23 protein-coding genes are annotated in these 26,803 nt (G+C 55.8%); 12 read left to right on the plus strand and 11 right to left on the minus strand.

Features of this window, described 5'->3' with window-relative positions:
* Nucleotides 1-113: 113 nt before the first annotated feature.
* The gene (locus OGY62_RS23175; RefSeq protein ID WP_286460691.1) at nucleotides 114-656 is read right to left on the minus strand and encodes a TetR/AcrR family transcriptional regulator; all 543 of its coding nucleotides are present in this window, start codon (nucleotides 654-656) and stop codon (nucleotides 114-116) included.
* A gap of 86 nt (nucleotides 657-742) precedes the next feature.
* Here OGY62_RS23175 and OGY62_RS23180 point away from each other — a divergent pair, with 86 nt between their 5' ends.
* The gene (locus OGY62_RS23180) at nucleotides 743-1,951 is read left to right on the plus strand and encodes an MFS transporter (protein ID WP_286460692.1); all 1,209 of its coding nucleotides are present in this window, start codon (nucleotides 743-745) and stop codon (nucleotides 1,949-1,951) included.
* Nucleotides 1,951-2,766 (plus strand): Cof-type HAD-IIB family hydrolase, encoded by an 816-nt coding sequence (locus OGY62_RS23185; protein WP_286460693.1) that lies wholly within the window; start codon nucleotides 1,951-1,953, stop codon nucleotides 2,764-2,766. The genes OGY62_RS23180 and OGY62_RS23185 overlap by 1 nt, the downstream gene beginning before the upstream one ends.
* A gap of 38 nt (nucleotides 2,767-2,804) precedes the next feature.
* Here OGY62_RS23185 and OGY62_RS23190 read toward each other — a convergent pair whose 3' ends face one another.
* Nucleotides 2,805-4,037, minus strand: a complete 1,233-nt coding sequence (locus OGY62_RS23190; RefSeq protein ID WP_286460695.1) for an MFS transporter — start codon at nucleotides 4,035-4,037, stop codon at nucleotides 2,805-2,807.
* Between the two features lie 312 nt (nucleotides 4,038-4,349).
* Here OGY62_RS23190 and ybjG point away from each other — a divergent pair, with 312 nt between their 5' ends.
* Nucleotides 4,350-4,958, plus strand: coding sequence for an undecaprenyl-diphosphate phosphatase (ybjG, locus tag OGY62_RS23195; protein ID WP_012133117.1), 609 nt, complete (start codon nucleotides 4,350-4,352; stop codon nucleotides 4,956-4,958).
* A 71-nt stretch (nucleotides 4,959-5,029) separates the two neighbouring features.
* Complete coding sequence (gene deoR, locus OGY62_RS23200; protein ID WP_058668858.1) at nucleotides 5,030-5,788, plus strand: DNA-binding transcriptional repressor DeoR; 759 nt, start codon at nucleotides 5,030-5,032, stop codon at nucleotides 5,786-5,788.
* A gap of 118 nt (nucleotides 5,789-5,906) precedes the next feature.
* Here the strand turns inward: deoR and dacC are convergent, their stop codons facing one another.
* The gene (dacC, locus tag OGY62_RS23205; RefSeq protein WP_024130500.1) at nucleotides 5,907-7,109 is read right to left on the minus strand and encodes a serine-type D-Ala-D-Ala carboxypeptidase; all 1,203 of its coding nucleotides are present in this window, start codon (nucleotides 7,107-7,109) and stop codon (nucleotides 5,907-5,909) included.
* 244 nt (nucleotides 7,110-7,353) lie between these two features.
* On the opposite strand from dacC, the gene OGY62_RS23210 reads away from it, so the two are divergent.
* A complete protein-coding gene (locus OGY62_RS23210; protein ID WP_049008548.1) occupies nucleotides 7,354-7,980 on the plus strand; it encodes a glutathione S-transferase family protein in 627 nt (208 codons plus the stop codon).
* On the opposite strand, the gene OGY62_RS23215 is transcribed toward OGY62_RS23210, so the two are convergent.
* Both OGY62_RS23215 and bssR read right to left on the minus strand, forming a co-directional pair.
* Complete coding sequence (locus tag OGY62_RS23215; RefSeq protein WP_115609456.1) at nucleotides 7,977-9,092, minus strand: PQQ-dependent sugar dehydrogenase; 1,116 nt, start codon at nucleotides 9,090-9,092, stop codon at nucleotides 7,977-7,979. The two genes, OGY62_RS23210 and OGY62_RS23215, sit on opposite strands and share 4 nt — an antisense overlap.
* 103 nt (nucleotides 9,093-9,195) lie before the next feature.
* Complete coding sequence (gene bssR / locus OGY62_RS23220) at nucleotides 9,196-9,579, minus strand: biofilm formation regulator BssR (RefSeq protein ID WP_024130501.1); 384 nt, start codon at nucleotides 9,577-9,579, stop codon at nucleotides 9,196-9,198.
* Between the two features lie 231 nt (nucleotides 9,580-9,810).
* On the opposite strand from bssR, the gene rimO reads away from it, so the two are divergent.
* Nucleotides 9,811-11,136 carry a 30S ribosomal protein S12 methylthiotransferase RimO gene (rimO, locus tag OGY62_RS23225; RefSeq protein ID WP_024130502.1) on the plus strand — a complete coding sequence of 442 codons (1,326 nt, stop codon included), beginning with the start codon at nucleotides 9,811-9,813 and terminating at the stop codon, nucleotides 11,134-11,136.
* 111 nt (nucleotides 11,137-11,247) lie between these two features.
* On the opposite strand, the gene gsiD is transcribed toward rimO, so the two are convergent.
* The 5 genes from gsiD to iaaA all read right to left on the minus strand — a co-directional run bounded on the left by gsiD (nucleotide 11,248) and on the right by iaaA (nucleotide 17,585).
* The gene (gsiD, locus tag OGY62_RS23230; protein WP_286460696.1) at nucleotides 11,248-12,159 is read right to left on the minus strand and encodes a glutathione ABC transporter permease GsiD; all 912 of its coding nucleotides are present in this window, start codon (nucleotides 12,157-12,159) and stop codon (nucleotides 11,248-11,250) included.
* A gap of 2 nt (nucleotides 12,160-12,161) precedes the next feature.
* The gene (gene gsiC / locus OGY62_RS23235; RefSeq protein WP_012133127.1) at nucleotides 12,162-13,082 is read right to left on the minus strand and encodes a glutathione ABC transporter permease GsiC; all 921 of its coding nucleotides are present in this window, start codon (nucleotides 13,080-13,082) and stop codon (nucleotides 12,162-12,164) included.
* Between the two features lie 105 nt (nucleotides 13,083-13,187).
* The gene (gene gsiB, locus OGY62_RS23240) at nucleotides 13,188-14,726 is read right to left on the minus strand and encodes a glutathione ABC transporter substrate-binding protein GsiB (protein ID WP_153258263.1); all 1,539 of its coding nucleotides are present in this window, start codon (nucleotides 14,724-14,726) and stop codon (nucleotides 13,188-13,190) included.
* A gap of 35 nt (nucleotides 14,727-14,761) precedes the next feature.
* Nucleotides 14,762-16,633 carry a glutathione ABC transporter ATP-binding protein GsiA gene (gene gsiA / locus OGY62_RS23245; RefSeq protein ID WP_024130503.1) on the minus strand — a complete coding sequence of 624 codons (1,872 nt, stop codon included), beginning with the start codon at nucleotides 16,631-16,633 and terminating at the stop codon, nucleotides 14,762-14,764.
* Between the two features lie 10 nt (nucleotides 16,634-16,643).
* Nucleotides 16,644-17,585, minus strand: a complete 942-nt coding sequence (gene iaaA / locus OGY62_RS23250; protein ID WP_012133130.1) for a beta-aspartyl-peptidase — start codon at nucleotides 17,583-17,585, stop codon at nucleotides 16,644-16,646.
* Between the two features lie 205 nt (nucleotides 17,586-17,790).
* Between iaaA and moeA the strand changes: the two genes are divergently transcribed.
* Nucleotides 17,791-19,026, plus strand: coding sequence for a molybdopterin molybdotransferase MoeA (moeA, locus tag OGY62_RS23255; RefSeq protein ID WP_248622888.1), 1,236 nt, complete (start codon nucleotides 17,791-17,793; stop codon nucleotides 19,024-19,026).
* Complete coding sequence (gene moeB / locus OGY62_RS23260; protein ID WP_012133132.1) at nucleotides 19,026-19,793, plus strand: molybdopterin-synthase adenylyltransferase MoeB; 768 nt, start codon at nucleotides 19,026-19,028, stop codon at nucleotides 19,791-19,793. The genes moeA and moeB overlap by 1 nt, the downstream gene beginning before the upstream one ends.
* 66 nt (nucleotides 19,794-19,859) lie before the next feature.
* Here moeB and fsa read toward each other — a convergent pair whose 3' ends face one another.
* Nucleotides 19,860-20,522: a fructose-6-phosphate aldolase gene (gene fsa, locus OGY62_RS23265; RefSeq protein ID WP_047457926.1), complete on the minus strand. Its 663-nt coding sequence runs from the start codon at nucleotides 20,520-20,522 to the stop codon at nucleotides 19,860-19,862.
* Nucleotides 20,523-20,657: 135 nt separating this feature from the next.
* Here fsa and OGY62_RS23270 point away from each other — a divergent pair, with 135 nt between their 5' ends.
* The 4 genes from OGY62_RS23270 to OGY62_RS23285 form a co-directional block, all read left to right on the plus strand.
* Nucleotides 20,658-21,557, plus strand: coding sequence for a glycyl-radical enzyme activating protein (locus tag OGY62_RS23270; RefSeq protein ID WP_012133135.1), 900 nt, complete (start codon nucleotides 20,658-20,660; stop codon nucleotides 21,555-21,557).
* Nucleotides 21,558-21,561: 4 nt separating this feature from the next.
* Complete coding sequence (locus tag OGY62_RS23275; protein WP_012133136.1) at nucleotides 21,562-23,994, plus strand: glycyl radical protein; 2,433 nt, start codon at nucleotides 21,562-21,564, stop codon at nucleotides 23,992-23,994.
* A gap of 225 nt (nucleotides 23,995-24,219) precedes the next feature.
* A complete protein-coding gene (locus tag OGY62_RS23280) occupies nucleotides 24,220-26,205 on the plus strand; it encodes an Hcp family type VI secretion system effector (RefSeq protein ID WP_200092224.1) in 1,986 nt (661 codons plus the stop codon).
* The coding region (locus tag OGY62_RS23285; RefSeq protein WP_286460710.1) for a DUF2931 family protein at nucleotides 26,202-26,803 on the plus strand (602 nt) is incomplete at its 3' end. The genes OGY62_RS23280 and OGY62_RS23285, both read left to right, overlap by 4 nt.

Below are 26,803 nucleotides of genomic sequence, written 5' to 3' on the forward strand. Positions count from 1 at the left end.
CAAGGCGTCAGTCATAACTAGTGCCACTGCTTTTCTTTGATGTCCCCAATTTGTGGAGCCCATCAACCCCGCCATTTTGGTTCAAGGTTGATGGGTTTTTTGTTGCCTGAAAATCACACTTGCCCGGCAATACGCTTCACCATGACCAGAATATCTTTCCGCGTTAAAGGCGCTCTGTCGGTGACGAAATGGAGAGTCATGCCTTCGATAAACGCGTCCAGCGCGCGGGCGGTCACCGGTTCAAACCACTGCTCCAGCGTTTGCTGACTGCGCTGCATCCAGTTCTGCATCACCGTTTTCAGCGCCGGTTTTCGGCTGGCGAAGGCATACAGCTGATACATCAGCTCCATATTATCTGGCGTGGTCACCAGCGAGCTGTAGATCATGTCGGTAATGGCGTGACAGGCGTCCTGAACGTTCGTGACATCGGCAAAGAATGACTGAAACTGGTGCGACATTGTTTCTGTAAACCGGCTTAACGCCTCGATCAGCAACTCATCGATTCCCGAAAAATAATAGGTCATCGACCCGAGCGGCACCTGCGCTATCGCCGCGATTTTGCGGTGCGTAACGCCATGAATGCCGTGCGTTATTATCGCTTCCTGCGTGGCCTGAACGATTTTGTCTCGCCGCTGGGGATCGTTAGCTCGTCGCACTGCTTTTCCTCTCATCACGTTTGTGTACAAATGTACACAAACTTGCTAGTGTTGTCCCCTGTATTCTTTTTTTTCAGTTTGAATCAATGACCGCCATCTCATCACGTAAAGCCTTAAGGCGCCGGACCTGGGCGCTTTTTATGTTCTTCTTCTTGCCAGGGCTGTTGATGGCCTCATGGGCAACCCGCACCCCCGCCATTCGCGATATCCTTTCGGTATCAACGGCAGAAATGGGGGCGGTGCTGTTTGGGCTTTCCATCGGTTCGATGAGCGGTATTCTGTGTTCCGCCTGGCTGGTAAAACGATTTGGCACGCGCAACGTCATTCAGACCACCATGTCCTGCGCCGTTGCGGGGATGGTTATCCTCAGCATTGCACTGTGGTTCGCTTCTCCGCTGGTTTTTGCGCTTGGCTTAGGCGTATTCGGCGCCAGCTTTGGCGCCGCCGAAGTCGCTATCAACGTCGAAGGGGCGGCGGTTGAACGTGAAATGAATAAAACCGTCCTGCCGATGATGCACGGTTTTTACAGCTTCGGTACGCTGGCTGGCGCTGGCGTCGGCATGGCGCTAACCGCCTTTAACGTCCCTGCCAACGCTCATATCCTGCTGGCGGCTCTCGTCGCGATCGTCCCCATTTTTATTGCTATTCGCGCCATTCCCGACGGCACGGGGAAAAACGCTGCCGACGGCGCCAACACAACGGAAAAAGGCGTACCTTTTTATCGCGATGCCCAGCTACTGTTGATCGGCGTGGTGGTACTGGCAATGGCCTTCGCTGAAGGGTCCGCCAACGACTGGCTGCCGCTTCTGATGGTGGATGGTCACGGCTTCAGCCCAACGTCCGGCTCGCTGATTTATGCGGGCTTTACGCTCGGTATGACCGTCGGGCGCTTTACCGGCGGCTGGTTTATCGACCGTTATAGCCGCGTGGCGGTAGTCCGCGCCAGCGCGCTAATGGGAGCGCTCGGTATTGGTCTGATTATCTTCGTCGACAGCGCCTGGGTCGCGGGCGTTTCCGTTATTCTCTGGGGACTTGGGGCGTCGCTTGGCTTCCCGCTAACGATTTCAGCGGCCAGCGATACCGGCCCGGACGCGCCAACCCGCGTCAGCGTGGTGGCGACAACCGGTTATCTGGCCTTCCTGGTGGGGCCGCCGCTGCTGGGCTATCTTGGCGAACATTATGGTTTGCGCAGCGCAATGCTGGTTGTGCTGGCGCTGGTCATCCTTGCCGCTCTTGTCGCAAAGGCTGTCGCCAAACCAACATCAAACACTCAATCTGTTATGGAGAATAGTTAATGGGTATCAAGCTAATTGCGGTAGACATGGACGGCACCTTTTTGAGCGATCAAAAAACCTATAATCGCGACCGGTTTATGGCGCAGTACCGGCTAATGAAGCAGAAAAGCATCCGTTTTGTGGTCGCCAGCGGTAATCAGTATTACCAGTTAATCTCTTTCTTTCCAGAGATCGCCCACGAAATCGCCTTTGTCGCTGAAAACGGCGGCTGGGTGGTCAGCGAGGGCGAAGACGTGTTCAACGGCGAACTGGCGAAAGAGGATTTTGCTGCCGTTGTCGATCATCTGCTGACCCGCGCGGATATTGAAATCATCGCCTGCGGTAAAAACAGCGCCTATACCCTGAAACAGTACAACGATGAACTGAAACAGGTTGCGGCGATGTACTACCATCGCCTTGAGTTCGTGGACAGCTTCGACAACATCAATGACGTGTTCTTTAAATTCGGCCTCAACATTACTGATGACCGTATTCCCCAGGTTCAGACGGCGCTGCATGATGCGATTGGCGATATCATGGTGCCAGTTCATACCGGTTACGGCAGCATCGATTTGATCATTCCCGGCGTACACAAAGCGAACGGCTTGCGTCTGCTGCAACAACGCTGGGGGATTAACAATGATGAGGTCGTGACGTTTGGCGACGGCGGCAATGATATTGAGATGCTGCGTCAGGCCGGCTTCAGTTTTGCGATGGAAAACGCCGGAGCGGCGGTGGCCTCTGCGGCGAAATATCGGGCGGGCTCGAATAACGCGGAAGGCGTGCTGGACGTTATCGACCGCGTGCTGAAAAACGAAGCCCCGTTCTGTGGGTAATGCCTCTTTGAGGCCTGATGGCGCTGCGCCGGACGGCCTCACCCTTCCCGTGAATCCCCTACCCGTTTGTCTTTCAGGAAGATAACCATCAGCAGCAGCCAGAGAATGCCGTTCGCCAGGTTGAAGAGGCTGAATAAGCCGTTGCCGCCGCTCAGATAAGCATGCTTGCTCACTTCAATACCCACGGTAAAGATCAGCATCTGCAACATCCCCATCGCCGCAGAAACCGTGCCTTTGCTCATATCGCTGGCGAACAGGGTCAGACGCACCAGCCCCGCGTTCGCCACGCCGATGCCAAAAGCGTAGACGCTCAGACCCGCCGTCATCCATAGATATGCATGGGAAGAGACCACCGTCGCGGCTGCGGCGATCAGCAATCCCGCCACAATCGGCCAGCCGCCCATGATAATCAATGCGCGCACCGTTCGCCGGGAGGTCAACCGCGCCAGCACCAGATTCCCGGCAATCAGCGCGCCAAAGACAGGAACCTGCAACAAGCCATATTCATAGCTGCTGAGCTGCTCACCGCTGATGATAATGATCGGCGACTGGGCAATCCACGCCAGCAGCGGCAGGCTGACGAACCCCAGCGCCAGCGCGCCGGCAACAAACCGCACGTTTTTCAGCACCAGCTTGTAATCCCGCCCCAGCTCTTTAAGCGACAGCTTCTCGCCGAGGCGGGTCGCGGTCTCCGGCATCGCGCGCTGTAAGCCGACAAAAGCAATCGCCGCCAGTACGGCAAACAGAACAAACATCCCTTCCCACGGCAGAACATGCACCCAGGCGGCGCCCACCAGCGGCCCCAGCAGCGGCGCAATCAGGGCAACATTAGCCATTAACGCCGTAATTTTGATACACACCGCTTCTTCAAAGGATTCCTGAATGGCGGCGTACCCCACGGCGCCAATAAAGCACAGGCTTACCCCCTGTAAAAAACGCAGCAGGGTGAACTGTTCAATGTTTTGCGCCAGCAGTGTGGCAAGGCAGGTGACGATAAACCAGATCACGCCCGCTAACATCACCGGGCGGCGTCCAATACGATCCGACAGCGGCCCTAACAGCCACTGCAAAAACATCCCGCCCGCCAGGTAGGCGGTCATCGAGGTCGGAACCCAGTCGATCCCGGCCTGATACTGTTCCACCACCGCCAGCATCCCCGGCTGGATCATATCGTTGCCGATATACGTAGAAAATTCGTAAATCACCAGACAGAGAGGGAAAAGCAGTGCCTGACGTCCGAGCCGGACGCCTGTTTGTGAAAGGTTTTGCATGCAATCTCTTCGCAAATAAAAAATCGCGCAAAGTGTAATGAAAGTACGTTACCTGAGATAGCGAATTATGTGATTTAAAAACAAAATGCGCACATTTTTACATAATCATCCTTCGTGACCTTTTGCTTTAAGGTTAATTTAAGTTGCTGGCGCTATCATGGCGAATAAGCTCGCGCCATTGTCTTAAATCTCCTCATTTTACAGATAAATAAGACAATACCGCTTTCCCCCCGTTGCGGCACTTTGTATTCTCGCCCTTACCTGGAGCACGTAGGGTCGTTTCGTTTAATCACTGTACTGAGTCTGGATGTTATGCTGGAAAACCTTAACAACTCGCTGTTTTACTTAATCAATGCCACCCCCGACTCCGCACAGTGGATGATCGCTCTGGCCATTTTTATTGCCAGAGATTTGATTAACATCGTGCCGCTGCTGGCCGTTGTGCTTTGGTTATGGGGGCCGCGCGATCGGGTCTGCGCTCAACGCCAGCTGGTGATTAAAATGGGTATCGCGCTGCTCATCAGCCTGACGATCTCCTGGATAATGGGGCATCTTTTCCCGCACGATCGCCCTTTTGTCGATCGTATCGGCTATAACTTCCTGCATCACGCGCCCGATGACTCCTTCCCGAGCGACCACGGCACCGTTGTCTTTACCTTTGCGCTGGCGTTTTTATTCTGGCACCGCGTCTGGTCTGGCGTACTGCTCATGGCGCTGGCCGTGACGGTCGCCTGGTCACGCGTTTACCTCGGCGTTCACTGGCCGCTGGATATGCTCGGCGGTTTGCTGGTCGGGATGATCGGCTGCCTGAGCACGCAAATGCTGTGGCAAAAATATGGGGTTGCTCTCTACCACGGCCTACAAACGTGCTACCGCGTCTGCTTCGCGCTGCCCATTCGTAAAGGCTGGGTACGTGACTAACCTGGTGAAAAAAGAGTAGTATTAAGCGCTCTGTACTGTGCAGAGTGCTTATTCAACTGTCCAGGGGAATTATGGAAACACGACGCGACGAGCGTATTGGTCAATTGCTGCAAGCGCTAAAACGCAGCGATAAATTACACCTGAAAGAAGCCGCGACTCTGCTGGGCGTATCGGAGATGACCATTCGTCGCGACCTGAATAATAAAAGCGCGCCCGTCGTGTTACTGGGCGGGTATATTGTTCTGGAACCCCGCAGCGCCAGCCATTATTTATTGAGCGATCAAAAATCCCGCCTGGTTGAAGAGAAGCGCCGCGCCGCGCAGCTGGCCGCCGGTCTGGTACAGGCGCATCAGACGATTTTTTTTGACTGCGGCACCACCACGCCGTGGATCATTGAAGCCATTGATAACGAATTGCCTTTCACCGCCGTCTGTTATTCCCTGAATACGTTTCTGGCGCTCCAGGAAAAACCGCTGTGCCGGGCAATTCTGTGCGGCGGGGAATTTCACGCCAGCAACGCCATTTTCAAACCGCTCGATTTTCAGGAAACCCTGAATAATATCTGCCCTGATATCGCCTTTTATTCCGCCGCAGGCGTTCATATCAGCAAAGGGGCAACCTGTTTTAACCTCGAAGAACTGCCGGTGAAACACTGGGCCATGTCGATGGCGCAATACCATGTCCTGGTGGTGGATCACAGTAAATTCGGCAAGGTGCGACCCGCGCGGATGGGGGAATTAACACGTTTTGATGCGGTAGTGAGCGACTGCCGCCCCGACGATGAGTTTGTCGATTATGCCAAAGCGCAGCGCATTACGTTGATGTATTGATGTAAGGTTTGCCGGATGGCGGTGCTGCCGCGCCTTATCCGGCCTACAAATATGCACGTATCGTAGGCCGGATAAGCGTTAGCGCCATCCGGCACCGGCACCGGCACCGGCACCGCGATTAAGAGAACCAGCCGCCAAACCACTGGTGGAATTTCATCAGGACGAAGTCCCATATCCGCCCAAAGAAGCCGCCCTCTTCCACGTTTTCCATCACCATCAGCGGACGCTGTTCAATGGACTTTCCGTTGAGTTGGAAGTCGATGGTGCCGACAACCTGGCCTTTCTTCAACGGCGCGGTCAGCTGCGGTTCCGTCAGCGTAAAGCTGGCCTTCAGGTTTTTCAGCTGTCCGCGCGGAATCGTCACGGAACCCGCCTCTCCCGCGCCCAGATTCACCTCGCTCTTATCCCCAAACCAGACGCGCTGAGTCACGAACGTCGCGTCAGGTTTAATGGGTGTCACCGTTTCAAAGAAGCGGAAGCCCCAGGTCAACAATTTCTCTGACTCATTAAAACGGATGCGATCGGTTTTCGTCCCCAGCACGACGGAGATCAAACGCATATCTCCCTGAGTCGCAGAGGCCACCAGATTGTATCCGGCGCCTGCCGTTGTCCCGGTTTTCATGCCGTCAACGTTCAGATTAGAACTCCACAGCAGGCGGTTACGGTTCGGCTGGCGAATCTTGTTGAAAGTGAACTCTTTTTCTTTGTGAATGGCGTACTCTTCCGGCACATCATGGATCAGCGCTTTGCCCAGCAGCGCCATATCACGCGCGGTACTAAACTGCCCCGGCGCATCCAGGCCGTGAACCGTCTGGAACGTTGTGTTGGTCAGCCCCAGTTTTTTCGCGTAACCATTCATCAAACCAATGAACGACTCCTGGCTTCCGGCAACATAATCCGCAAGCGCAATACAGGCGTCGTTACCCGACTGAATAATCACGCCCTTGTTGAGATCGGATACCGAGACCTGATCTCCGGGCTTAAGGAACATGACCGACGAACCGCGCAGAGCCGGGTTGCCCGTGGCCCAGGCGTCTTTTCCTACCGTCACCATATCCGTAAGCTGAATTTTTCCGGCCTTCAGCGCCTGCCCGACGACGTAACTGGTCATAATTTTGGTCAGGCTGGCGGGGTCCAGTTTCTCGTCGGCGTTGCCTTCCGCCAGCACCTTGCCGCTGGAATAGTCCATTAAAATCCACGCGCGCGCATCAACGCTCGGCGGCGCCGTTGTCTGCTCAGCCGCCTGTAACGTCGGCGCAAAAAGGAATAAGAGTGCTGAACCCGCAGCAAGACTACGAAGGGAAGAAGAGTATTGCGTCATAAATGCCACCCGAGTATCCATTCCAAAAAAACACGCCATACCACCGTGTTATAAGTGCGGTGAGTAATAACGCACTAACGAACTTAAAGAAACCGTAAGTTGGTAAAGTTTTTAAAGTTTATGCAATAACGCCACGCTGCGCTGCCTCCGTGAGGATTTTTTTGCAAGCTGTTGCGTAAATGTTAGCTTTATCCCACCATGGGACGAGTCGGATACCGATTGCAGAACAATTTGAGGGGTAACTATGATTACGCTGTGGGGACGGAATAACTCAACCAACGTCAAAAAAGTGCGATGGACGCTCGATGAACTGGAGCTGCCTTATACGCAAATTCTGGCAGGCGGGCAGTTCGGGCTGAATCATGACGCTGACTATCTGGCGATGAACCCGAATGGCCTGGTGCCGCTGCTGCGCGATGATGAAACGGACGTTTTGCTCTGGGAGTCCAATACCATCGTCCGCTATCTGGCGGCGCAGTATGGGCAAAAGCGTCTGTGGGTAGACTCTCCGGCGCGACGGGCAGAAGGGGAAAAGTGGATGGACTGGGCAAACCAGACGTTAAGCCCGGCGCATCGCGTGATCCTGATGGGTTTAGTCCGCACCCCGCCGGAGCAGCGCGACCAGGCGGCGATCGACGCCGGCGCCAACGTCTGCGACGGCCTGTTTGGCATTCTTGATGAGGCACTGGCCAGCCAGACCTGGTTCTCCGGCGCGGAGTTCGGCACGGCGGATATCGCGATCGCCCCCTTCGTCTACAACCTGTTTAACGTTGGCCTGAGCTGGACGCCGCGCCCTCACCTTGAGCGCTGGTATCAGCAACTTACCGAACGCCCGGCATTTCGTAAAACGGTGATGATCCCGGTCAGCTAAGCGCGTGGGCTGACTTTCAGCAGTTCTCCATCGGACTCGTCGGTTAAGACATATAAATAACCGTCGGGTCCTGTGCGCACATCGCGAATACGTTTCCCTCTGTCGCCCAGAATCCGTCCGTCCTCCGTCACCTTATCGCCGTTAACGCTCAGGACAATCACATCCTGCTCTTTCAGCGCGCCGATAAACAGTTTCTGCTTCCATTGAGGGAACGTGTCGCTGTTATAAAACGCCATGCCGCTGACCGCTGGCGATTTTTTCCAGTAGAAGATCGGCTGTTCCGTTCCCTCGACAATTTCACCTTTCGCTTCCGGGATTTTAAAGCCGCTGTAGTTGATGCCCCAGGTTGCCAGCGGCCAGCCATAATTTTTACCTTTTTCGGGGATATTGATTTCATCGCCGCCGCGCGGGCCATGCTCATTCAACCACAACGCATCGCTCCACGGGTTTATCGCCATACCCTGCGGGTTACGTATGCCGTACGACCAGATCTCAGGGCGCGCGCCGGTCTGATTCACAAAGGGATTATCCGGCGGCACGCTCCCCTGGTCGGTCAGGCGCACCACTTTGCCCTGCAACTTGTCCAGATCCTGTGCGGTAGGGCGCTGATTATTTTCGCCAAGCCCGATAAACAGATGGCCTTTGCCATCAAATACCAGTCGTCCGCCGAAATGATTACCGGTTGAGAGTTTCGGCATCTGACGAAAAACGGTCTGGAATTCCTCCAGATGCTTCAGGTCATCGCTGAGTCGCCCGAAGCCTACCGCCGTTCCGGCTTTCCCCTCGCGATCGGCCTCAGAAAAACTGAGCCAGACGCGGCGAGACTGCTCAAAATCAGGCGCGAGCGCCACGTCCAGTAATCCCCCCTGCCCGTTCGCCCAGACCTTCGGCACACCCGTTATCGGATCGGAAAGCCCTTTACCCGCCTGCCAGTGACGAAGCTGGCCGCCTCTGAGAGTTATCAACATACCGCGGTTATCCGGCAGAAAAGCCAGCGCCCAGGGATGATCAAGTTTGGTCTGCAAAACCTCCACCTTCACCGCCGGGGTTTCTGCATTCACGAAGGGAGAAAACAGTGCCAATAAGGCAACAGAGAAAAGTGTCCGACGCATACCGCCTCCTGTATGACCCTGCGTTAAAGCGTAGTCAGCAAGGGACAGCGCGGATTGATTTTTACAAAAACTTAACAAAAAGGGGGAGTCGCCTCCCCCTGACTTAGACCTGTTCAAGCGGTGATTGCGCTTTCAGGCTCTGGATACTCAGCGTCAATGTTGTCAGACAGTTTTCAAGTTTCTCTGCGTTGACGGCGATAAACGTCGGACAGTCATGGTGTCCGCTCATGAGACATACTGCGGCGGCTGCCAGTGCGCCTTCAGCACGATGTAAAGCATTCCATTCTTCCTGATCCAGATGCAGACCTTGCAGCAGTGATTTATCGTGAAGCCCACGATTCAGTTCAAAAAAGTTGTCACGCAGATGATCACTTTCGCTGACTGACATATAGCCTTTCGCCTTTCTTAACTGCAAATAAGCGGCGAGATCGATTCGGGCGTTTATCAGCTTGTTAAGTAGCTCGGTTCTTAGTCTGTCAACGACCATACCTTGTTCCTCCTCTTTCCAACCATACTGCAACTTAATAGTATGGTCATTTTTTGAACAAAGTGCTGCCTGAGATCAATAATTCACTCGGTATTAACATACTTTACATATTTGCTATAAACCCCGTGGCGCGCTTACCCGCACAGGCGATGAGATAGCGATACATTTTTTGCCCGGATCTCTGTAGAATCCCTGCCCTGACCATTCCAATAACTGAACAATTTTTAAGCTATGAGCAATGTAACCCGCCAGCCGAAAATCGGCTTCGTTTCCCTGGGCTGCCCGAAAAACCTGGTTGATTCGGAGCGAATCCTGACTGAACTGCGTACCGAAGGCTATGACGTCGTACCGAGCTACGACGACGCCGACATGGTGATCGTCAATACCTGTGGCTTTATCGACAGCGCCGTACAGGAGTCTCTGGAAGCGATTGGTGAAGCGCTGACTGAAAATGGCAAGGTGATCGTCACCGGCTGCCTGGGCGCGAAAGTCGATCAGATCCGTGAAGTGCACCCTAAAGTGCTGGAAATCACCGGGCCGCATAGCTATGAGCAGGTTCTGGAACACGTTCACCATTACGTACCAAAACCAAAGCACAACCCGTTCCTGAGCCTGGTGCCGGAACAGGGCGTTAAGCTGACCCCGCGTCACTACGCCTACCTGAAGATTTCTGAAGGCTGCAACCATCGCTGCACCTTCTGCATTATTCCGTCCATGCGCGGCGATCTGGTCAGCCGTCCGATTGGCGAAGTGTTAAGCGAGGCCAAACGTCTGGTCGATGCGGGCGTGAAAGAGATCCTCGTCATTTCCCAGGATACCTCCGCTTACGGCGTGGATGTGAAGCACCGCACCGGTTTCCACAACGGCGAGCCGGTAAAAACGAGCATGGTCGACCTTTGCGAGCAGTTGTCAAAACTGGGCATCTGGACGCGCCTGCACTACGTCTACCCTTATCCGCACGTTGATGACGTGATCCCGCTGATGGCGGAAGGCAAAATCCTGCCGTATCTGGATATCCCCCTGCAACATGCCAGCCCGCGCATTCTCAAACTGATGAAGCGTCCGGGCGCTGTCGATCGCCAACTGGCGCGCATCAAACAGTGGCGTGAGATTTGCCCGGAGCTGACCCTGCGTTCAACCTTTATCGTCGGTTTCCCTGGCGAGACGGAAGACGATTTCCAGATGCTGCTCGACTTCCTCAAAGAGGCGCGCCTGGATCGCGTTGGCTGCTTCAAGTACAGCCCGGTCGAAGGCGCTGGCGCGAACGCGCTGCCGGATCAGGTGCCGGAAGAGGTGAAAGAAGAGCGCTGGAACCGCTTTATGCAGCTGCAACAGCAGATCTCCGCAGAACGTCTGCAAGAGAAAGTGGGGCGCGAAATCCTGGTCATTATCGACGAGGTTGACAAAGAAGGCGCGATTGGCCGCAGCATGGCTGACGCACCGGAAATCGACGGCGCGGTCTACCTCAACGGTGAAACCAACGTTAAACCCGGCGACGTTATCCGCGTGAAAGTTGATAACGCCGATGAATATGACCTGTGGGGCAGCCGCGTTTAATTCGCCCAAATTATCGTAAAACCCGTAGGCCGGATAAGGCATTTATGCCGCCATCCGGCGCAATGCCTGATGGCGACGCTGAAGCGTCTTATCAGGCCTACGGTTCGACATTCACCCCTTAATCTTCGGGTCCAGCGCGTCGCGCAGCCCGTCGCCCAGCAGGTTAAACGCCAGCACCGTCAGGAAAATCGCCACCGCCGGAAAAATCGCCACATGCGGCGCGATGACCATATCCGCCCGCGCTTCATTGAGCATCGCCCCCCACTCCGGCGTTGGCGGCTGCGCGCCTAACCCCAGAAACGACAGGCTTGCCGCAGAAATAATCGACGTCCCGATACGCATAGTGAAAAAGACCACGATCGACGAGACCGTGCCGGGCAAAATATGGTTGAACAAAATCGTCGCGTCGCTGGCGCCAATACTGCGCGCCGACTCAATAAACGTCTGCTGTTTCAGCACTAATGTGTTTCCGCGCACCAGACGGGCAAACGCGGGGATAGAAAAAATGGCGACGGCGATAATCACATTCGCAATACCGCTACCGAGCACCGCCACGACCGCAATCGCTAACAGAATGCCCGGAAACGCGAACAGCACATCGCAAATACGCATGATCAGCCGGTCCCACCAGCCTTCGTAATAGCCCGCAACCAGCCCAAGCACCGTGCCGAACGCCGCGCCGATAAAGACGGCGAAAACACCTGCCGCCAGCGAAATTTGCGCCCCGACCAGGACGCGGCTGAAAATATCCCGCCCCAGCGAGTCCACGCCAAACCAGTGCGCCGCCGAAGGACCGTCATTCAGGCGATCGTAATCAAAGTAATTTTCCGCATCGAAAGGCGTTAGCCAGCGGGCGAATATCGCCACCAGGATCAGCAACAGCACAAATATCCCTGCGATCATCGCCACATGCTGACGGCGAAAACGCCGCCAGAATTCATGCCACGGCGTACGCACCCGGTCGGGTTTGACCCGCGGCATGGCATCTAAAACCGCCTGACGGCGCCAGTTAAATAATCGCATCCTTACTTGTACCTGATAGCCGGGTTAATGGCGGCATAGAGCACATCCACCACTAAATTGATAAGAATAAACTCCAGAGAAAACAGCAGCACTTCAGCCTGAATCACCGGGTAGTCGCGCATTTCCACTGAATCAACCAGCAATCGCCCCAGTCCGGGCCAGTTAAAGACCTTCTCGACGACAATCGAACCGCCGAGCAGAAAGCCAAACTGCAACCCCATCATGGTCACAACCGGGATCATGGCGTTACGCAGACCGTGTTTCAGCACCACCCAGGTTTCGCTGACCCCTTTCGCGCGCGCGGTGCGCATATAGTCTTCACTGAGGACATCCACAAACGACGCTCGGGTAAAGCGCGCCATCACGGCCGCAACGGCGGCGCCAAGCGTGATGGAGGGAAGAATATAGTGCTGCCAGCTATCTGCGCCCACGGTCGGCAACCACCCCAGCTCAACGGAGAATATCTGCATCAGCAGCATCCCCAGTGCGAACGCCGGGAACGAAATCCCGGTTACCGCCAGCGTCATGCTGAGTCTGTCCGGCCAGCGATTACGCCAGACGGCGGCGATAATTCCGGCGGTCATCCCGAACAGTACCGCCCATACCATACTGGTGATGGTCAACCACAGCGTCGGCATAAAGCGGCTGGCAATCTCTGCCGATACCGGACGACGAGACACCATCGACGTGCCGAAATCTCCCTGCAACACGTTAGTCATGTAATGCCAGAACTGGATATGCAACGGCCGATCGAGACCAAGCTGCTGGCGCACCAGTTCAATCACCTGCGCGTCAGCCTCCGGCCCGGCAATCAGCCGCGCCGGATCGCCAGGCAACAGATGAACAAATAAAAACACCAGCACCGCCACAATAAACAGAGTCGGAATCAACCCCAGCAGGCGCTTAAGCACATAATTAAGCATCAGGCTCCCTTTACAAACCTTTTGCCGGATGGCGACGTAAATCCCTTATCCGACCTGCAACGAACTGCATCTGCAAGCCGGATAAAACCATCGGGCGCGCGTTGCTTACTGCAAATCCGCGTCATCAAAACTGAAGCCAGTGTCCGGCATGATCCAGAAACCCGTCAAATTTTTACTGTGGGCTGAGACCAGTTTCTCCACCACCAGCGGAATCCAGGGGGACTCTTTCCAGAGGGTGTCCTGCGCCTCTTTATACAGGCGCGCTTTCTCCTGCGGATCGTTGGTTTTCAGCGCTGCCGCTAAGTCGTCATCAACCTGCTTGTTGCTGTAGAACGCAGTATTGAACAGCGTTGGCGGCCAGTTTTGCGAGGCAAACAGCGGTGACAACGCCCAGTCCGCCTCCCCCGTGGAAGCCGACCAGCCGGTGTAGAACATCCTCACACCGCTCTCTTTCTGCCCCTTGCCTTCCACTTCTGCCGCACGCTGCCCGGCGTCCATCGCCGTTACCTGCGCCTTAATACCGACCTGCGCCAGCTGCTGTTGCGTAAATTGCAGCACTTTCTGCGCGGTGCTGTGGTTATGAGACGACCACAGCGTGGTGCTAAACCCATTCGGATAGCCCGCCTCTTTCAGCAGTTCGCGCGCTTTCGCCGGATCGTAAGGCCACGGCGCGTAGCTCTGCGCATACGCAATGGCTGGCGGCACTACGCCCGTGGCAGGCGTCGCATAACCGGCAAAGGCCACTTTGACCAGCGCCTGACGGTTGATGGCGTAGTTCAGCGCTTCCCGCACCTTCGGATTATCGAACGGTTTTTGCGTCACGTTCATGCTGATGTAACGCTGCATGATCGACGGACTGGCAACCAACTGTAGATTTTTGTTTTTCTCCAGAATTGTCGCCTGCTCGTAAGGGATCGGGAACGCAAATTGCGCTTCCCCGGTTTGCAGCATTGCCGCGCGGGTGTTATTGTCCGTTACCGGACGCCAGGTGATCGTATCCAGTTTAGGTAAACCTTTCTGCCAGTAATCGGCAAATTTCTTCACTTTCACGAAATCAGTCTGGTTCCAGGTATCCAGCTGATACGGCCCGGTGCCGACCGGATGGAAGCCAATGTCCTTACCGTATTTTTCCAGCGCGGCCGGAGAGATCATCGCCGTCGCCGGGTGCGCCAGAATATTGATAAACGCCGAGAACGGTTGTTTCAGCGTAATTTTTACCGTCGTCGGATCGACCGCTTCGGTTTTATCGATGTTTTTATACAGGTTGTAGCGTTTGAGATGGTTTTCTGGATCGCTCGCGCGATCGAGGTTAGCCTTCACCGCCGCTGCGTTAAAGTCGGTGCCGTCCTGGAATTTTACCCCCTCGCGCAGCTTCAGGGTGTAGATCAGGCCATCGTCGGAAACGGTGTAGCTTTCAGCCAGCACATTTTTTAACTTCATGTCTTTATCAAGACCAAACAGCCCCTGATAAAACGACTTCGCCACCGCCTGCGATAAGGTGTCGTTCGCATCGTACGGATCGAGCGTGGTGAAATTAGAGCCAACCGCTACCACCACATCTTTAGCAGCAAACGCCGGAGATGCCGCCAGTGCAGAAGCGACGCCCAGCGCAACCAGCCAATTACGGGTTACAAATGTTGTCATATTATTCTCCTGAACCCTGCCTGTTTTATGAGATGTTATAAACGCGATAACGCATTTTCTGCCTGCGGGCGCGCGACATAATGCCCCGGCCCGACTAACTGCAATGGAGCGGGCGCGATCTCCTCCCCACGTTTACGAATGTTGCTGGGGATATCGTCCGACAGCAGCACGCGCTGCGGCCTGTGCCGGGAAGGATCGGCCACCGGTACTGCCGCCATTAATTTACGGGTATAGGGATGCTGCGGATTTTCAAACACCGCCCGGCGGGGGCCGATTTCCACAATCTGCCCCAGATACATCACCGCCACGCGATGGCTGATGCGCTCCACCACCGCCATATCGTGTGAAATAAACAGATACGCGATGCCCATTTCCCGCTGCAAATCGAGCAACAGATTAATGATCTGCCCGCGAATCGAGACATCCAGCGCGGAAACTGACTCATCGGCGATAATCACTTTTGGATTCAGCGCCAGCGCGCGGGCGATGCAGATACGCTGACGCTGGCCGCCAGAAAACTCATGCGGATAGCGCCACGCATGTTCCGGGCGCAATCCTACGCGCTCAAGCAACCACGCCACCCGCGACGCGGCCGCCTCGCCTTCCAGCAAACCATGCACCCGCAATGGTTCCATTATGGAGTACCCCACCGTCTGGCGCGGGTCGAGCGAAGCGTAAGGGTCCTGAAAAATAAACTGAATATCTCGCCGTAGCGGCTGTAACTTACCGGCAGGAAGCGTGTCGATCCGCCGCCCGTTGAAGGTAATTTCGCCAGCCTGCGACTCCACCAGCCGCAGCAGCGCCCGCCCGGTGGTCGATTTACCGCAGCCGGACTCCCCCACCAGCGAGAGCGTTTCGCCAGGCCAGAGATCAAAGCTGACGTTTTCCACCGCATGCACTTCACGGGTCACGCGGTTAAGAATGCCGCTGCGCAGCGGGAAACGCGTCACCAGGTTGCGCACTTGCAGGATCGGATCGCCTGCCACCACCGTGTCCTGCTCGGTTTGCGGTTCCACACGATCGGGATCGTTCAGTGAAATCAGCGGAAAGCGGCGCGGCAGATCGTGTCCGCTCATCTCGCCTAACTGCGGCACGGCGGCCAGCAGCGCTTTGGTATAAGGGTGCTGCGGCGCGTGGAAAATTTGCTCAACGCTGCCGGTCTCCACCGCTTCGCCCTGATACATCACCAGGACGCGATCGGCAATATCGGCCACCACGCCCATGTCATGGGTGATAAAAATCACCCCCATCGACATATCCTGTTGCAGCACTTTGATCAGTTGCAGGATCTGCGCCTGAATCGTGACGTCCAGCGCGGTGGTCGGTTCATCGGCAATCAGCACCGCCGGGCGGCACGACAACGCCATCGCGATCATCACCCGCTGGCGCATCCCGCCGGAAAGCTGATGCGGGTAACGCGATAAGATGGCCTGCGACTCAGGAATACGCACCTGGTCAAGCATCCGTTTCGCTTCCGCCATTGCCTCTTCGCGACTCGCCCCCTGATGCAGACGAATGGACTCGGCAATCTGCTCACCCACGGTAAATACCGGGTTAAGCGAGGTCATCGGCTCCTGAAAGATCATGGCGATATCCGCGCCGCGCACGCGCTGCATCTGCGCATCGCTTTGCTCTCCCAGTTCAATGACCTGGCGATTACGCCGCCGAAGCAGCATCTGATCGCAGTGAACGTCGCCGCCCGCCTGCTCGATCAGGCGCATCAACGATAACGCCGTAACGGATTTCCCCGATCCCGATTCACCGACAATCGCCAGCGTTTCGCCTCGCTGAAGCCGAAACGACACATTGCGCACCGCGCTGACGCGTTGCTGCTCCTGCTCGAACGCAATGTTCAAATTTTTGACCGCCAGTACGTCGCTGGCGTCTAATTCGTGACTGTGTGGCACCTGTTGCTCCTCACTCCCGGTAGATCCCCGTCGTTGGCGTATCTCCGGCATATCCCCAGGCGCGATACATGCCTTCGCTGTTAAAAGGTAGGGCGACGTTGCCTTCGTGATCGACGGCAATCAGCCCACCGCTGCCGCCCAGCGCAGGCAATTTCTCCATGACCACACGCTCGCAGGCTTCCGCCAGGCTGAGTCCGCCGTAGTCCATCAGCGCGGCGATATCGTAGGCCGCCAATGCGCGGATAAACACCTCGCCCGTTCCGGTACAGGAAACCGCCGCGCTGGCGTTGTTGGCGTAACACCCAGCCCCGACCAGCGGGCTGTCGCCTACGCGACCAGGCAGTTTATTCGTCATGCCGCCCGTCGACGTGGCCGCCGCCAGATTACCAAACCGATCCCGCGCCACCGCGCCCACGGTGCCCATTTTGGTGGTTTCATCCAACGGCGCGCCGCTATGGTCGAGCACCGTCTCTCCGGCGTCACGCGCCGCCAGCAGTTGCGCATAGCGCTCAGGCGTGGAGAAAAGATCGGCAGAAACACGCTCCATCCCCCGGGAAGCCGCAAACGCTTCCGCCCCGTCCCCCACCATCAGCACATGCGGGCTTTGCTCCATCACCAGCCTGGCGGCCAGCACCGGGTTGCGTAAATGGCGAACGCCAGCGACAGCGCCTGCGTTAAGCGTATTGCCGTCCATGACGCAGGCATCCAGTTCGTGGGTGGCGTCGCGCGTGTAAACCGCGCCGATCCCGGCATTGAATAATGGGCACTCTTCCAGCAAACGCACCGCTTCCGTCACCACATCCAGCGCGCTTTCGCCCGCCTCCAGCATTTTCTGTCCTGTTTCGACGATGTCCGACAGCGCCTGAATATAGCGCTGTTCCTGCTCCTGGCTCATCTGTGCGCGCGTAATTGCGCCTGCGCCGCCGTGAATAGCAATGACTGCTTTGCCCATTATTTGTCGTCCGTTAGCGGTGGCACACAACTTTCCCTATAAATATCAGAATTGTTGTGAGTTATTGATTCGATTTTTGAATATAGAAAGATGCAGGCGGCATGTAAAGGTAAAGGGCCAGCCCCTAAGTCTGAGGTGGCATACAGCCTGCCCGCATTTTCTGACATAATAGACGGATTCGATTTTGCCTCGCAGGAGTGTTTTCATGGAATTTACCGCCGGACTGATGCCGCTTGAAACGGCGCTCACCCAGATGTTGTCGCGCATTACGCCACTCACGGCATTCGAAACCCTGCCGCTGGTTCACTGTTTTGGCCGCATCCTGGCAAACGATGTGGTCTCCCCGCTGGACGTTCCGGGATTCGATAACGCCGCAATGGACGGTTACGCGGTGCGTTTGGCGGATCTGACCGCTGGTCAACCGCTGCCGGTGGCGGGGAAAGCCTTTGCCGGGCAACCGTTCCAGGGGGAATGGCCTGCTGGCGCCTGTATCCGCATTATGACCGGCGCGCCGGTGCCTGCGGGGTGTGAGGCGGTGGTCATGCAGGAACAGACGGAGCAAACCGACGAGGGCATCCGTTTTACCGCTGACGTTCGTAACGGACAAAACATCCGCCGCCGTGGGGAAGACATCACCCATGACGCCGTGGTTTTCCCGGCGGGGACTCGCCTGACCACCGCAGAACTGCCAGTACTGGCTTCGCTGGGCATCGCCGAAGCGCAGGTCGTGCGCAAAGTGCGCGTGGCGCTGTTCTCCACCGGCGATGAGCTGCAATTGCCGGGTCAGCCGCTGGGCGACGGGCAAATTTATGACACCAACCGCTTAACCGTACACTTGATGCTTGAACAGTTAGGCTGCGAGGTGATCAATCTCGGGATCATTCGCGATAACCCGCAGCAGCTACGCGCCGCCTTTATCGAAGCCGACAGCCAGGCCGATGTGGTTATCAGCTCTGGCGGCGTTTCAGTGGGCGAGGCGGATTACACCAAAACGATCCTCGAAGAGCTGGGAGAAATCGCGTTCTGGAAACTGGCGATTAAACCGGGCAAACCGTTCGCCTTCGGTAAGCTGAACAACAGTTGGTTCTGCGGTCTGCCGGGCAACCCGGTCTCTGCGGCGCTGACGTTCTATCAGCTCGTGCAGCCGTTGCTGGCGAAACTTAGCGGCAATATCGCCAGCGGTCTGCCAGCGCGTCAGCGCGTGCGTACCGCTTCACGGCTGAAGAAAACGCCGGGCCGTCTTGATTTTCAGCGCGGCATTCTGCAACGCACGGCTGACGGCGAACTGGAAGTCACCACCACGGGACACCAGGGTTCGCATATTTTCAGCTCCTTTAGCATGGGTAACTGTTTTATTGTGCTGGAACGCGATCGCGGTAACGTTGACGCGGGCGAATGGGTGGAAGTCGAGCCGTTTAACGCGCTGTTTGGAGGCCTGTAATGGCGGAACTCAGCGACCAGGAGATGATGCGCTACAACCGGCAAATCATTCTGCGAGGGTTCGATTTTGAAGGACAGGAAGCGCTAAAGGATGCGCGGGTGCTGGTCGTTGGCCTGGGTGGGCTCGGGTGTGCGGCAACGCAGTACCTCGCGGGCGCGGGCGTTGGGCAGCTCACGCTGCTCGATTTTGACACCGTTTCAGTGTCGAACCTGCAACGCCAGACGCTGCACAGCGATGCCACCGTCGGGCAGCCGAAGGTGGATTCGGCGCGCGAGGCGCTGGCGCGCATCAACCCTTATATCACCCTTACACCGATCAACGCCCTGCTGGACGAACCGGCGCTGAATGCGCTTATCGCCGGGCACGATCTGGTGCTGGACTGTACTGACAATGTTGCCATCCGTAATCAGCTTAATGCCGGATGTTTCGCCGCCAAAGTGCCGCTGGTTTCCGGCGCCGCCATCCGTATGGAAGGACAGATCACCGTCTTTACCTGGCAGGAAGGCGAACCCTGCTACCGCTGTCTGAGCCGTCTGTTTGGCGAGAACGCCCTCACCTGCGTGGAAGCGGGCGTTATGGCGCCGCTGATAGGGGTGATCGGTTCATTGCAGGCGATGGAAGCCATCAAATTGCTGGCGCATTACGGTCAACCCGCATCCGGCAAAATTGTGATGTACGACGCGATGACCTGTCAGTTCCGCGAAATGAAATTAATGCGCAACCCAGGTTGCGAGGTGTGCGGAGCACAGGTGCCGGATGGCGGCTGACGATGGTTTGTAGGCCCGGCAAGCGCAGCGCCCCGGGCATGTTGCCGGATGGCGTCTACGCGTCGCTCAAAGCGACGTTCGTCCGAACGCGCCTTGCCAGTCTTGCTCAAACTTCGCTACTGCGGCATCGACAGCCGGGTAACTGATAAGCTGCTGCGCGACATCCAGCGGCAGGGTGATGGATTCACACCCGGCCAACAGGCAGTCCAGCGCCTGACGCGGCGTTTTAAAACTGGCCGCCAGCACTTTGGCGTGCGGGGCGTGCATTTTCAGTAGCTGCTGCAAATCATTAACCGTCTGAATACCGTTCCCGCCCTGTGCGTCCACACGGTTAACGTAAGGCGCAACGTAGTCGGCACCCGCCAGCGCGGATAACAACCCCTGCGCCGCGCCGTAAACCGCCGTCCCCAGCGTCGGAATACCTTCCGCTTTCAACAACTTAATCGCTGCCAGTCCTTCGGCTGTAACCGGCACTTTTACCACGATATCAGGAATAATCGCCCGCAGCTTACGCGCATCGCTGACCATTCCTTGCGCCGTGCTCGCCATCACCTGAGCGAATAAACGCCCCTGTCCGCCCATCGCGTCGTGCAATTCCGGGAGTAACACCTCCAACGGTTTTTTACCTGCCGCCACGATACTGGGATTCGTCGTCACCCCTGCCAGCGGGAATATACGCGCCAGCGATTTCACGGCCTCAACGTCAGACGTATCCAGATAGAGTTCCATAACCATTCCTCAAACTGTGAGATTTTGCATAGTTTAAGACTATCACGACAAAACCTCTCTGAGAGTTGACCTGCGTCAACATAACTTTCATTCGAAAGTTATTTAATCTTTATACGAAAGAAAGAGAGGCCGTTTATGATTTTCAATATTCAGCGCTATTCTACCCATGATGGCCCCGGCATTCGCACCGTTGTCTTCCTGAAAGGCTGCTCGCTGGGCTGCCGCTGGTGCCAGAACCCGGAAAGCCGCGCACGCGCCAGAGATCTCTTATACGATGCGCGCCTGTGCCTTGACGGGTGCACGCTGTGCGCGCAAGCCGCGCCAGAGGTGATCGAACGCGCGCTGAACGGCCTGCTTATTCATCGCGAAAAACTGACCGATGCGCATATGGATGCCCTCACCCACTGCTGCCCTACTCAGGCGTTAACCGTCTGCGGCGAAACAAAGCGCGTGGAAGAGATCATGGACACCGTACTGCGCGACAAGCCGTTTTACGATCGCAGCGGCGGCGGTATAACGCTCTCCGGCGGCGAGCCCTTTATGCAGCCGGAACTGGCCGCCGCGTTGTTCAAAGCCAGCCATGATGCGGGTATCCATACAGCGGTCGAAACCTGTCTGCACGTACCGTGGAAATATATCGAACCGTCCCTGCCGAATGTCGATCTGTTCCTCGCCGATTTAAAACACGTTGCCGAGGCGCCGTTTAAGCAGTGGACCGATGGCAGCGCTTCTCGCGTACTGGAAAACCTGAAAAAGCTCGCTGCCGCCGGTAAAAAAATGATCATCCGCGTGCCGCTCATTCAGGGTTTTAACGCCGATGAAGAGGCGATCAAAGCCATTACCGATTTTGCCGCCGACGAACTGCACGTCGGTGAGATCCATTTTCTGCCCTATCACACGCTGGGCATCAATAAATACCACTTACTCAGTCAGCCCTACTATGCCCCGGACAAACCACTTGATGCGCCCGCGTTGCTTGATTTTGCGCAGCAGTACGCCAGCAGCAAAGGTTTAACCGCGACTTTACGAGGATAATCCCATGACCACACTGAAACTGGATACGCTCAGCGACCGCATCAAAGCGCATAAAACCGCGCTGGTGCACATTGTGAAGCCGCCCGTATGTACGGAGCGCGCGCAGCACTACACCGAGATGTATCAGCAACATCTGGATAAGCCGATTCCGGTTCGTCGCGCGCTGGCGCTGGCGCACCATCTGGCGGAACGCACTATCTGGATCAAACATGACGAACTGATTATCGGCAACCAGGCAAGCGAAGTGCGCGCCGCGCCGATCTTCCCGGAATACACCGTCTCGTGGATTGAAAAAGAGATCGACGATCTGGCCGATCGCCCTGGCGCCGGTTTTGCGGTCAGCGAAGAGAACAAACGCGTTTTACACGCCGTGTGCCCGTGGTGGCGTGGTCAGACGGTACAGGACCGCTGCTACGGCATGTTTACCGATGAGCAAAAAGGCCTGCTGGAAACCGGCATCATTAAAGCCGAGGGCAACATGACCTCCGGCGACGCGCATCTGGCGGTAAACTTCCCGCTGCTGCTGGAAAAAGGTCTTGATGGTCTGCGTGACAAGGTGGCGGAACGCCGTTCGCGCATTAACCTGACCGTACTGGAAGACCTGCACGGCGAGCAGTTCCTGAAAGCGATTGATATCGTGCTGGAGGCGGTCAGCCTGCACATCAAACGTTTTGCCGACCTGGCGCGTCAGATGGCGGCGACAGAAAGCCGTGAAAGCCGCCGTGACGAACTGCTGGCGATGGCGGAGAACTGCGATCTCATCGCCCATCAGCCGCCGCAGACGTTCTGGCAGGCGCTGCAACTGTGCTATTTCATCCAGCTGATTTTGCAAATCGAGTCTAACGGCCACTCCGTCTCGTTTGGACGTATGGACCAGTATCTCTGGCCGTATTACCGTCGTGATGTAGAGCAAAACCAGACGCTGGATCGCGAACACGCGATTGAACTGCTGCACAGCTGCTGGCTGAAGCTGCTGGAAGTGAACAAGATCCGCTCCGGCTCTCACTCCAAAGCCTCTGCGGGCAGCCCGCTGTATCAGAACGTCACCATTGGCGGTCAGAGTCTGGTCAACGGTCAGCCGGTGGATGCGGTCAATCCGCTCTCTTACGCCATTCTGGAGTCCTGCGGCCGCCTGCGTTCCACCCAGCCGAACCTCAGCGTGCGCTATCACGCCGGAATGAGCAACGACTTCCTCGATGCCTGCGTGCAGGTTATTCGCTGCGGCTTTGGGATGCCCGCGTTCAATAACGACGAAATCGTTATCCCGGAATTTATTAAACTCGGTATCGACCCACAAGACGCTTACGACTACGCGGCCATCGGCTGTATCGAAACCGCCGTGGGTGGCAAATGGGGCTACCGCTGCACCGGCATGAGCTTCATTAACTTTGCCCGCGTGATGCTGGCAGCGCTGGAAGGCGGTCGCGACGCCACCAGCGGTAAGGTCTTCCTGCCGCAGGAAAAGGCGCTCTCCGCCGGTAACTTCACCAGCTTCGATGAAGTGATGGACGCCTGGGATACGCAGATTCGCTACTACACGCGCAAATCGATCGAAATCGAGTACGTTGTTGACACCATGCTGGAAGAGAACGTCCATGACATTCTCTGCTCGGCGCTGGTGGATGATTGCATCGAACGCGCGAAGAGCATCAAGCAAGGCGGCGCGAAATATGACTGGGTTTCCGGTTTGCAGGTCGGTATCGCTAACCTCGGCAACAGCCTGGCGGCGGTGAAAAAGCTGGTCTTTGAACAGGGGGCTATCGGCCAACAGCAGCTTGCCGCCGCACTGGCCGATGACTTTGAAGGCCTCACTCATGAACAGTTACGCCAGCGATTGATCAACGGCGCGCCAAAATACGGTAACGACGATGACACCGTCGATACCCTGCTGGCCCGCGCTTATCAGACCTATATCGACGAGCTGAAGCAGTATCACAACCCGCGTTACGGTCGCGGCCCGACCGGCGGCAACTATTACGCCGGAACCTCGTCCATCTCTGCAAACGTACCGTTTGGCGCGGCAACGATGGCGACGCCGGATGGCCGTAAAGCGCATACCCCGCTGGCGGAAGGGGCAAGCCCGGCTTCCGGTACTGACCATCTCGGTCCAACGGCGGTTATTGGCTCCGTCGGCAAACTGCCTACCGGCTCAATTCTCGGCGGCGTGTTGCTCAACCAGAAGCTGAACCCGGCGACGCTGGAGAACGAATCCGACAAGCAGAAGCTGATGATACTGCTGCGCACTTTCTTCGAAGTGCATAAAGGCTGGCATATTCAGTACAACATCGTGTCGCGCGAAACGCTGCTGGACGCGAAGAAGCACCCGGATCAGTATCGCGATCTGGTGGTCAGGGTGGCCGGTTATTCCGCCTTCTTTACCGCACTGTCGCCGGATGCGCAGGACGATATCATCGCCCGTACTGAACATACACTTTAATTTGTAGACACAAATCCCCGGCATACATTGCTGGGGATTTTTTGCATATGACTACGCTGATAATAAGATACTTCTTTCCGTACTCACTATAATTTAACATGTTAGTTATTCCTTTTACGTTTAAATAATGGCCACTTTTTCCGTTTAATTTGATTAATAACAGGTTAACACCTCAGTTTTATCATTAGGCTTATTCCTGATTAAACACCCCACTCAGGAAAGCAAATGAGTAACATTATTTATTTAACGCTGGAGGGTGATATTCAGGGAAAGATTTCTGCAGGTTGTGGTTCACAGGCCTCTGTTGGTAACCGCTATCAGCTGGGACACGAAAATGAAATCTTTGTCTTCAGCCTGACGCAGGCAGTGGACGGCGTTAACGGACGTATCCATCACCACGTTCTGCAATTTTGCAAACTCCTGGATAAAAGCTCTCCATTACTCAATAATGCCATTAATAATAATGAACGTCTAAAACTGACGTTTGATATTTACCGTACTAATAAACACGGACACATGGAAAAGTTTTATCTTATCGAACTTCGCGGGGCAACAATACGATCTGTTAATCAGTTAGCTAAAATGAACGATATGCACTATGAATATATATCGGTGGATTATGATTATATTCTGAGTCGTCATCTCATCGCCGGTACCGAATTCGATTACCTGCTGACGCCGGAGAATTATGGTCGTCTTTTCCCGGTGATGCAGAAGGTCACGCTTCCCAAAGAGCCGCCGGAGCGTAAGGTAACGCTGGTGCTGGGGGTATTCTTTGATGGCACGGGTAATAATGCGGTGAATACCCGGAACATGCTTGAGGCGCTAACGGCGCAGCACTTTGATATCAACAGCCCGGATGCGACAACCATTCTCGCCAAGAATGCTTCGGAAAAGATGGGGATTAGCGGGATTGGGGCGGGTAGTTATCTGGGGTATTATACGAACATTCATTGGTTGAATGAGTTATATAAACAAACCTTTCCACCTGACGGCAACTATATGCAAGGTGCTGTCTATGTTGAGGGCATTGGCACACGCGCTGGCGAGCCTGATAACCCGATAGGCCTGGGGCTGGGCACCGCAGAAACCGGGATTATCGCCAAAACTGACGATGCGGTGGCGCAACTTGAAGCCGGAATAAAGAAAACACGATCTCGTTTAAACGGTAAGTATGTTGTCGATACCCTGCTGTTTGATATCTTCGGTTTCAGTCGCGGTGCAGCCGCTGCCCGCCACTTTGCCAACCGCGTCCAGTCAGCAGATCCCGCTATTGCCAATGCAATTTCGGCAGGCATGGGCAAAGTGAGCTATAGCGGTGCATCATCGGGCAAAACCCGCTTTCTCGGCATTATGGACACCGTGGCGGCAGTGGGTACGGTGGCTAACGGCCTTAACCCGCACAACGCAGATACCGGAAACGTCAACATCCGCCTGCGCCCCGGCGTGGCGCAAAAGGTGTTTCACATTATCGCCCAACACGAGTGCCGCTATAACTTCGCCCTCAACAGCGTTGCCCCGGTCTGGCCGGAGCTGTCGCTTCCCGGCGCCCATTCCGATATCGGCGGCGGGTATCTGCCGCAGCTGTGGGAAGACCTCTTTCTCACCCGCCCGCTGGTGGAAACCCTGCCTCATAATCAACCAAGCGCGCAATCTCACGTTTACCGGCAGACGATGGCGCAGCTGCGCGTGCTGGAGCATTCGCCGGCCATCATGCCCGTCATTCGTACCAACGCTATTACCCCGGAAGTATGGGAGGACGATTTAGCGCCAGCGGATCGCTACAGCCAGCCGCAAAAACGCACCTTTGCCGCGCTGACGTTGCGCCATCGCACGGTCAGCTATGACTGGTCGAAGGTTGCGCTACGGGTAATGGTCGATGCCGCAGTCGAAGCTGGGGCGTTGTTTGCTGACGTAGACAAAACCAGAGGACATGCGCTGCCTGATGAACTGAAACCGTTATGCGAACATGCCCGTGAGATGGGAAAAGCAGCTCGCCGGCATGCAGCCGTCAACGGTTTTTCGCCTGAAGACGTGGATTTGATTGCCCAAAACTATATCCACTGCTCGGCCCACTGGAACGCCGTAGATCTCAGACAGAACGGGGAATTACAGGGTGGCGCTTCAGCCTGCGAAACCATCAGCTTTGTGAACCGGCCGGACGAGGACTGGCTAAGAACGATTTACAACATGGACGGAAAAAAACGATGAAAAGGCATTACGTACTGACACTTACACTATTACTGTCAATCACTGGCTGCAGCCCACAGAAACCTCACCCTTTGCAGTCAAAACAGGCCGCCAGTGGTGACTGGACGCTGCCTTATGGCGAGTGGAGTTTTTCTTTTGTCACCCCTTCTGAACTACCCGCAGAAGTCCTTCATGCCCGGGTTATTGATACGGATGGTTATCTGTATACCTTTAATACGCTTGATCCGACTTCCCGAAGTCCTGATTCTATCGACAATTGGGCTACTGCTGTTCATGGTGTCAGCTTTAATAATTTCAACAAAGTCAAAAAGCCGCCTCAGTACATTGTCTTCTGCTGGGAATCCTATATCGATAAACAAACTTACGAGACCAGCGCCGTGTTCGGACCGGAAACCTGGCTACGGATGAAAACCCCTGCCGATCATACCTGGGACGGGGATGCCGTCTGGTACGACAATATAACTTTCGGCCTGTCCCCTGGTGGCAAAGTCAACGTCTGGTTCCCCGATGTCGCCGGGCGTCCCAGCCTTCCCGTAAAACCGCTGAAAATGTGGACCCTCGCAGGCAACGAGATGACGCTCTGCAAAGACTACGTCGT

The organism is Citrobacter sp. CK198 (assembly GCF_030333295.1).
In the GTDB taxonomy this organism is placed as follows: domain Bacteria; phylum Pseudomonadota; class Gammaproteobacteria; order Enterobacterales; family Enterobacteriaceae; genus Citrobacter_B; species Citrobacter_B koseri.

What these genes read in the sequence shown, in the direction of transcription:
- bssR (WP_024130501.1), bottom strand. Translation starts at nt 9,579, where the DNA reads ATGGTCGTTGACAGACTAAGAACCGAGCTACTTAACAAGCTGATAAAC.
- deoR (WP_058668858.1), top strand. Translation starts at nt 5,030, where the DNA reads ATGGAAACACGACGCGACGAGCGTATTGGTCAATTGCTGCAAGCGCTA.
- OGY62_RS23190 (WP_286460695.1), bottom strand. Translation starts at nt 4,037, where the DNA reads ATGCAAAACCTTTCACAAACAGGCGTCCGGCTCGGACGTCAGGCACTG.
- OGY62_RS23215 (WP_115609456.1), bottom strand. Translation starts at nt 9,092, where the DNA reads ATGCGTCGGACACTTTTCTCTGTTGCCTTATTGGCACTGTTTTCTCCC.
- OGY62_RS23210 (WP_049008548.1), top strand. Translation starts at nt 7,354, where the DNA reads ATGATTACGCTGTGGGGACGGAATAACTCAACCAACGTCAAAAAAGTG.
- OGY62_RS23275 (WP_012133136.1), top strand. Translation starts at nt 21,562, where the DNA reads ATGACCACACTGAAACTGGATACGCTCAGCGACCGCATCAAAGCGCAT.
- OGY62_RS23185 (WP_286460693.1), top strand. Translation starts at nt 1,951, where the DNA reads ATGGGTATCAAGCTAATTGCGGTAGACATGGACGGCACCTTTTTGAGC.
- fsa (WP_047457926.1), bottom strand. Translation starts at nt 20,522, where the DNA reads ATGGAACTCTATCTGGATACGTCTGACGTTGAGGCCGTGAAATCGCTG.
- iaaA (WP_012133130.1), bottom strand. Translation starts at nt 17,585, where the DNA reads ATGGGCAAAGCAGTCATTGCTATTCACGGCGGCGCAGGCGCAATTACG.
- moeA (WP_248622888.1), top strand. Translation starts at nt 17,791, where the DNA reads ATGGAATTTACCGCCGGACTGATGCCGCTTGAAACGGCGCTCACCCAG.
- gsiD (WP_286460696.1), bottom strand. Translation starts at nt 12,159, where the DNA reads ATGCGATTATTTAACTGGCGCCGTCAGGCGGTTTTAGATGCCATGCCG.
- gsiC (WP_012133127.1), bottom strand. Translation starts at nt 13,082, where the DNA reads ATGCTTAATTATGTGCTTAAGCGCCTGCTGGGGTTGATTCCGACTCTG.
- dacC (WP_024130500.1), bottom strand. Translation starts at nt 7,109, where the DNA reads ATGACGCAATACTCTTCTTCCCTTCGTAGTCTTGCTGCGGGTTCAGCA.
- rimO (WP_024130502.1), top strand. Translation starts at nt 9,811, where the DNA reads ATGAGCAATGTAACCCGCCAGCCGAAAATCGGCTTCGTTTCCCTGGGC.
- OGY62_RS23280 (WP_200092224.1), top strand. Translation starts at nt 24,220, where the DNA reads ATGAGTAACATTATTTATTTAACGCTGGAGGGTGATATTCAGGGAAAG.
- OGY62_RS23180 (WP_286460692.1), top strand. Translation starts at nt 743, where the DNA reads ATGACCGCCATCTCATCACGTAAAGCCTTAAGGCGCCGGACCTGGGCG.
- ybjG (WP_012133117.1), top strand. Translation starts at nt 4,350, where the DNA reads ATGCTGGAAAACCTTAACAACTCGCTGTTTTACTTAATCAATGCCACC.
- gsiB (WP_153258263.1), bottom strand. Translation starts at nt 14,726, where the DNA reads ATGACAACATTTGTAACCCGTAATTGGCTGGTTGCGCTGGGCGTCGCT.
- OGY62_RS23270 (WP_012133135.1), top strand. Translation starts at nt 20,658, where the DNA reads ATGATTTTCAATATTCAGCGCTATTCTACCCATGATGGCCCCGGCATT.
- moeB (WP_012133132.1), top strand. Translation starts at nt 19,026, where the DNA reads ATGGCGGAACTCAGCGACCAGGAGATGATGCGCTACAACCGGCAAATC.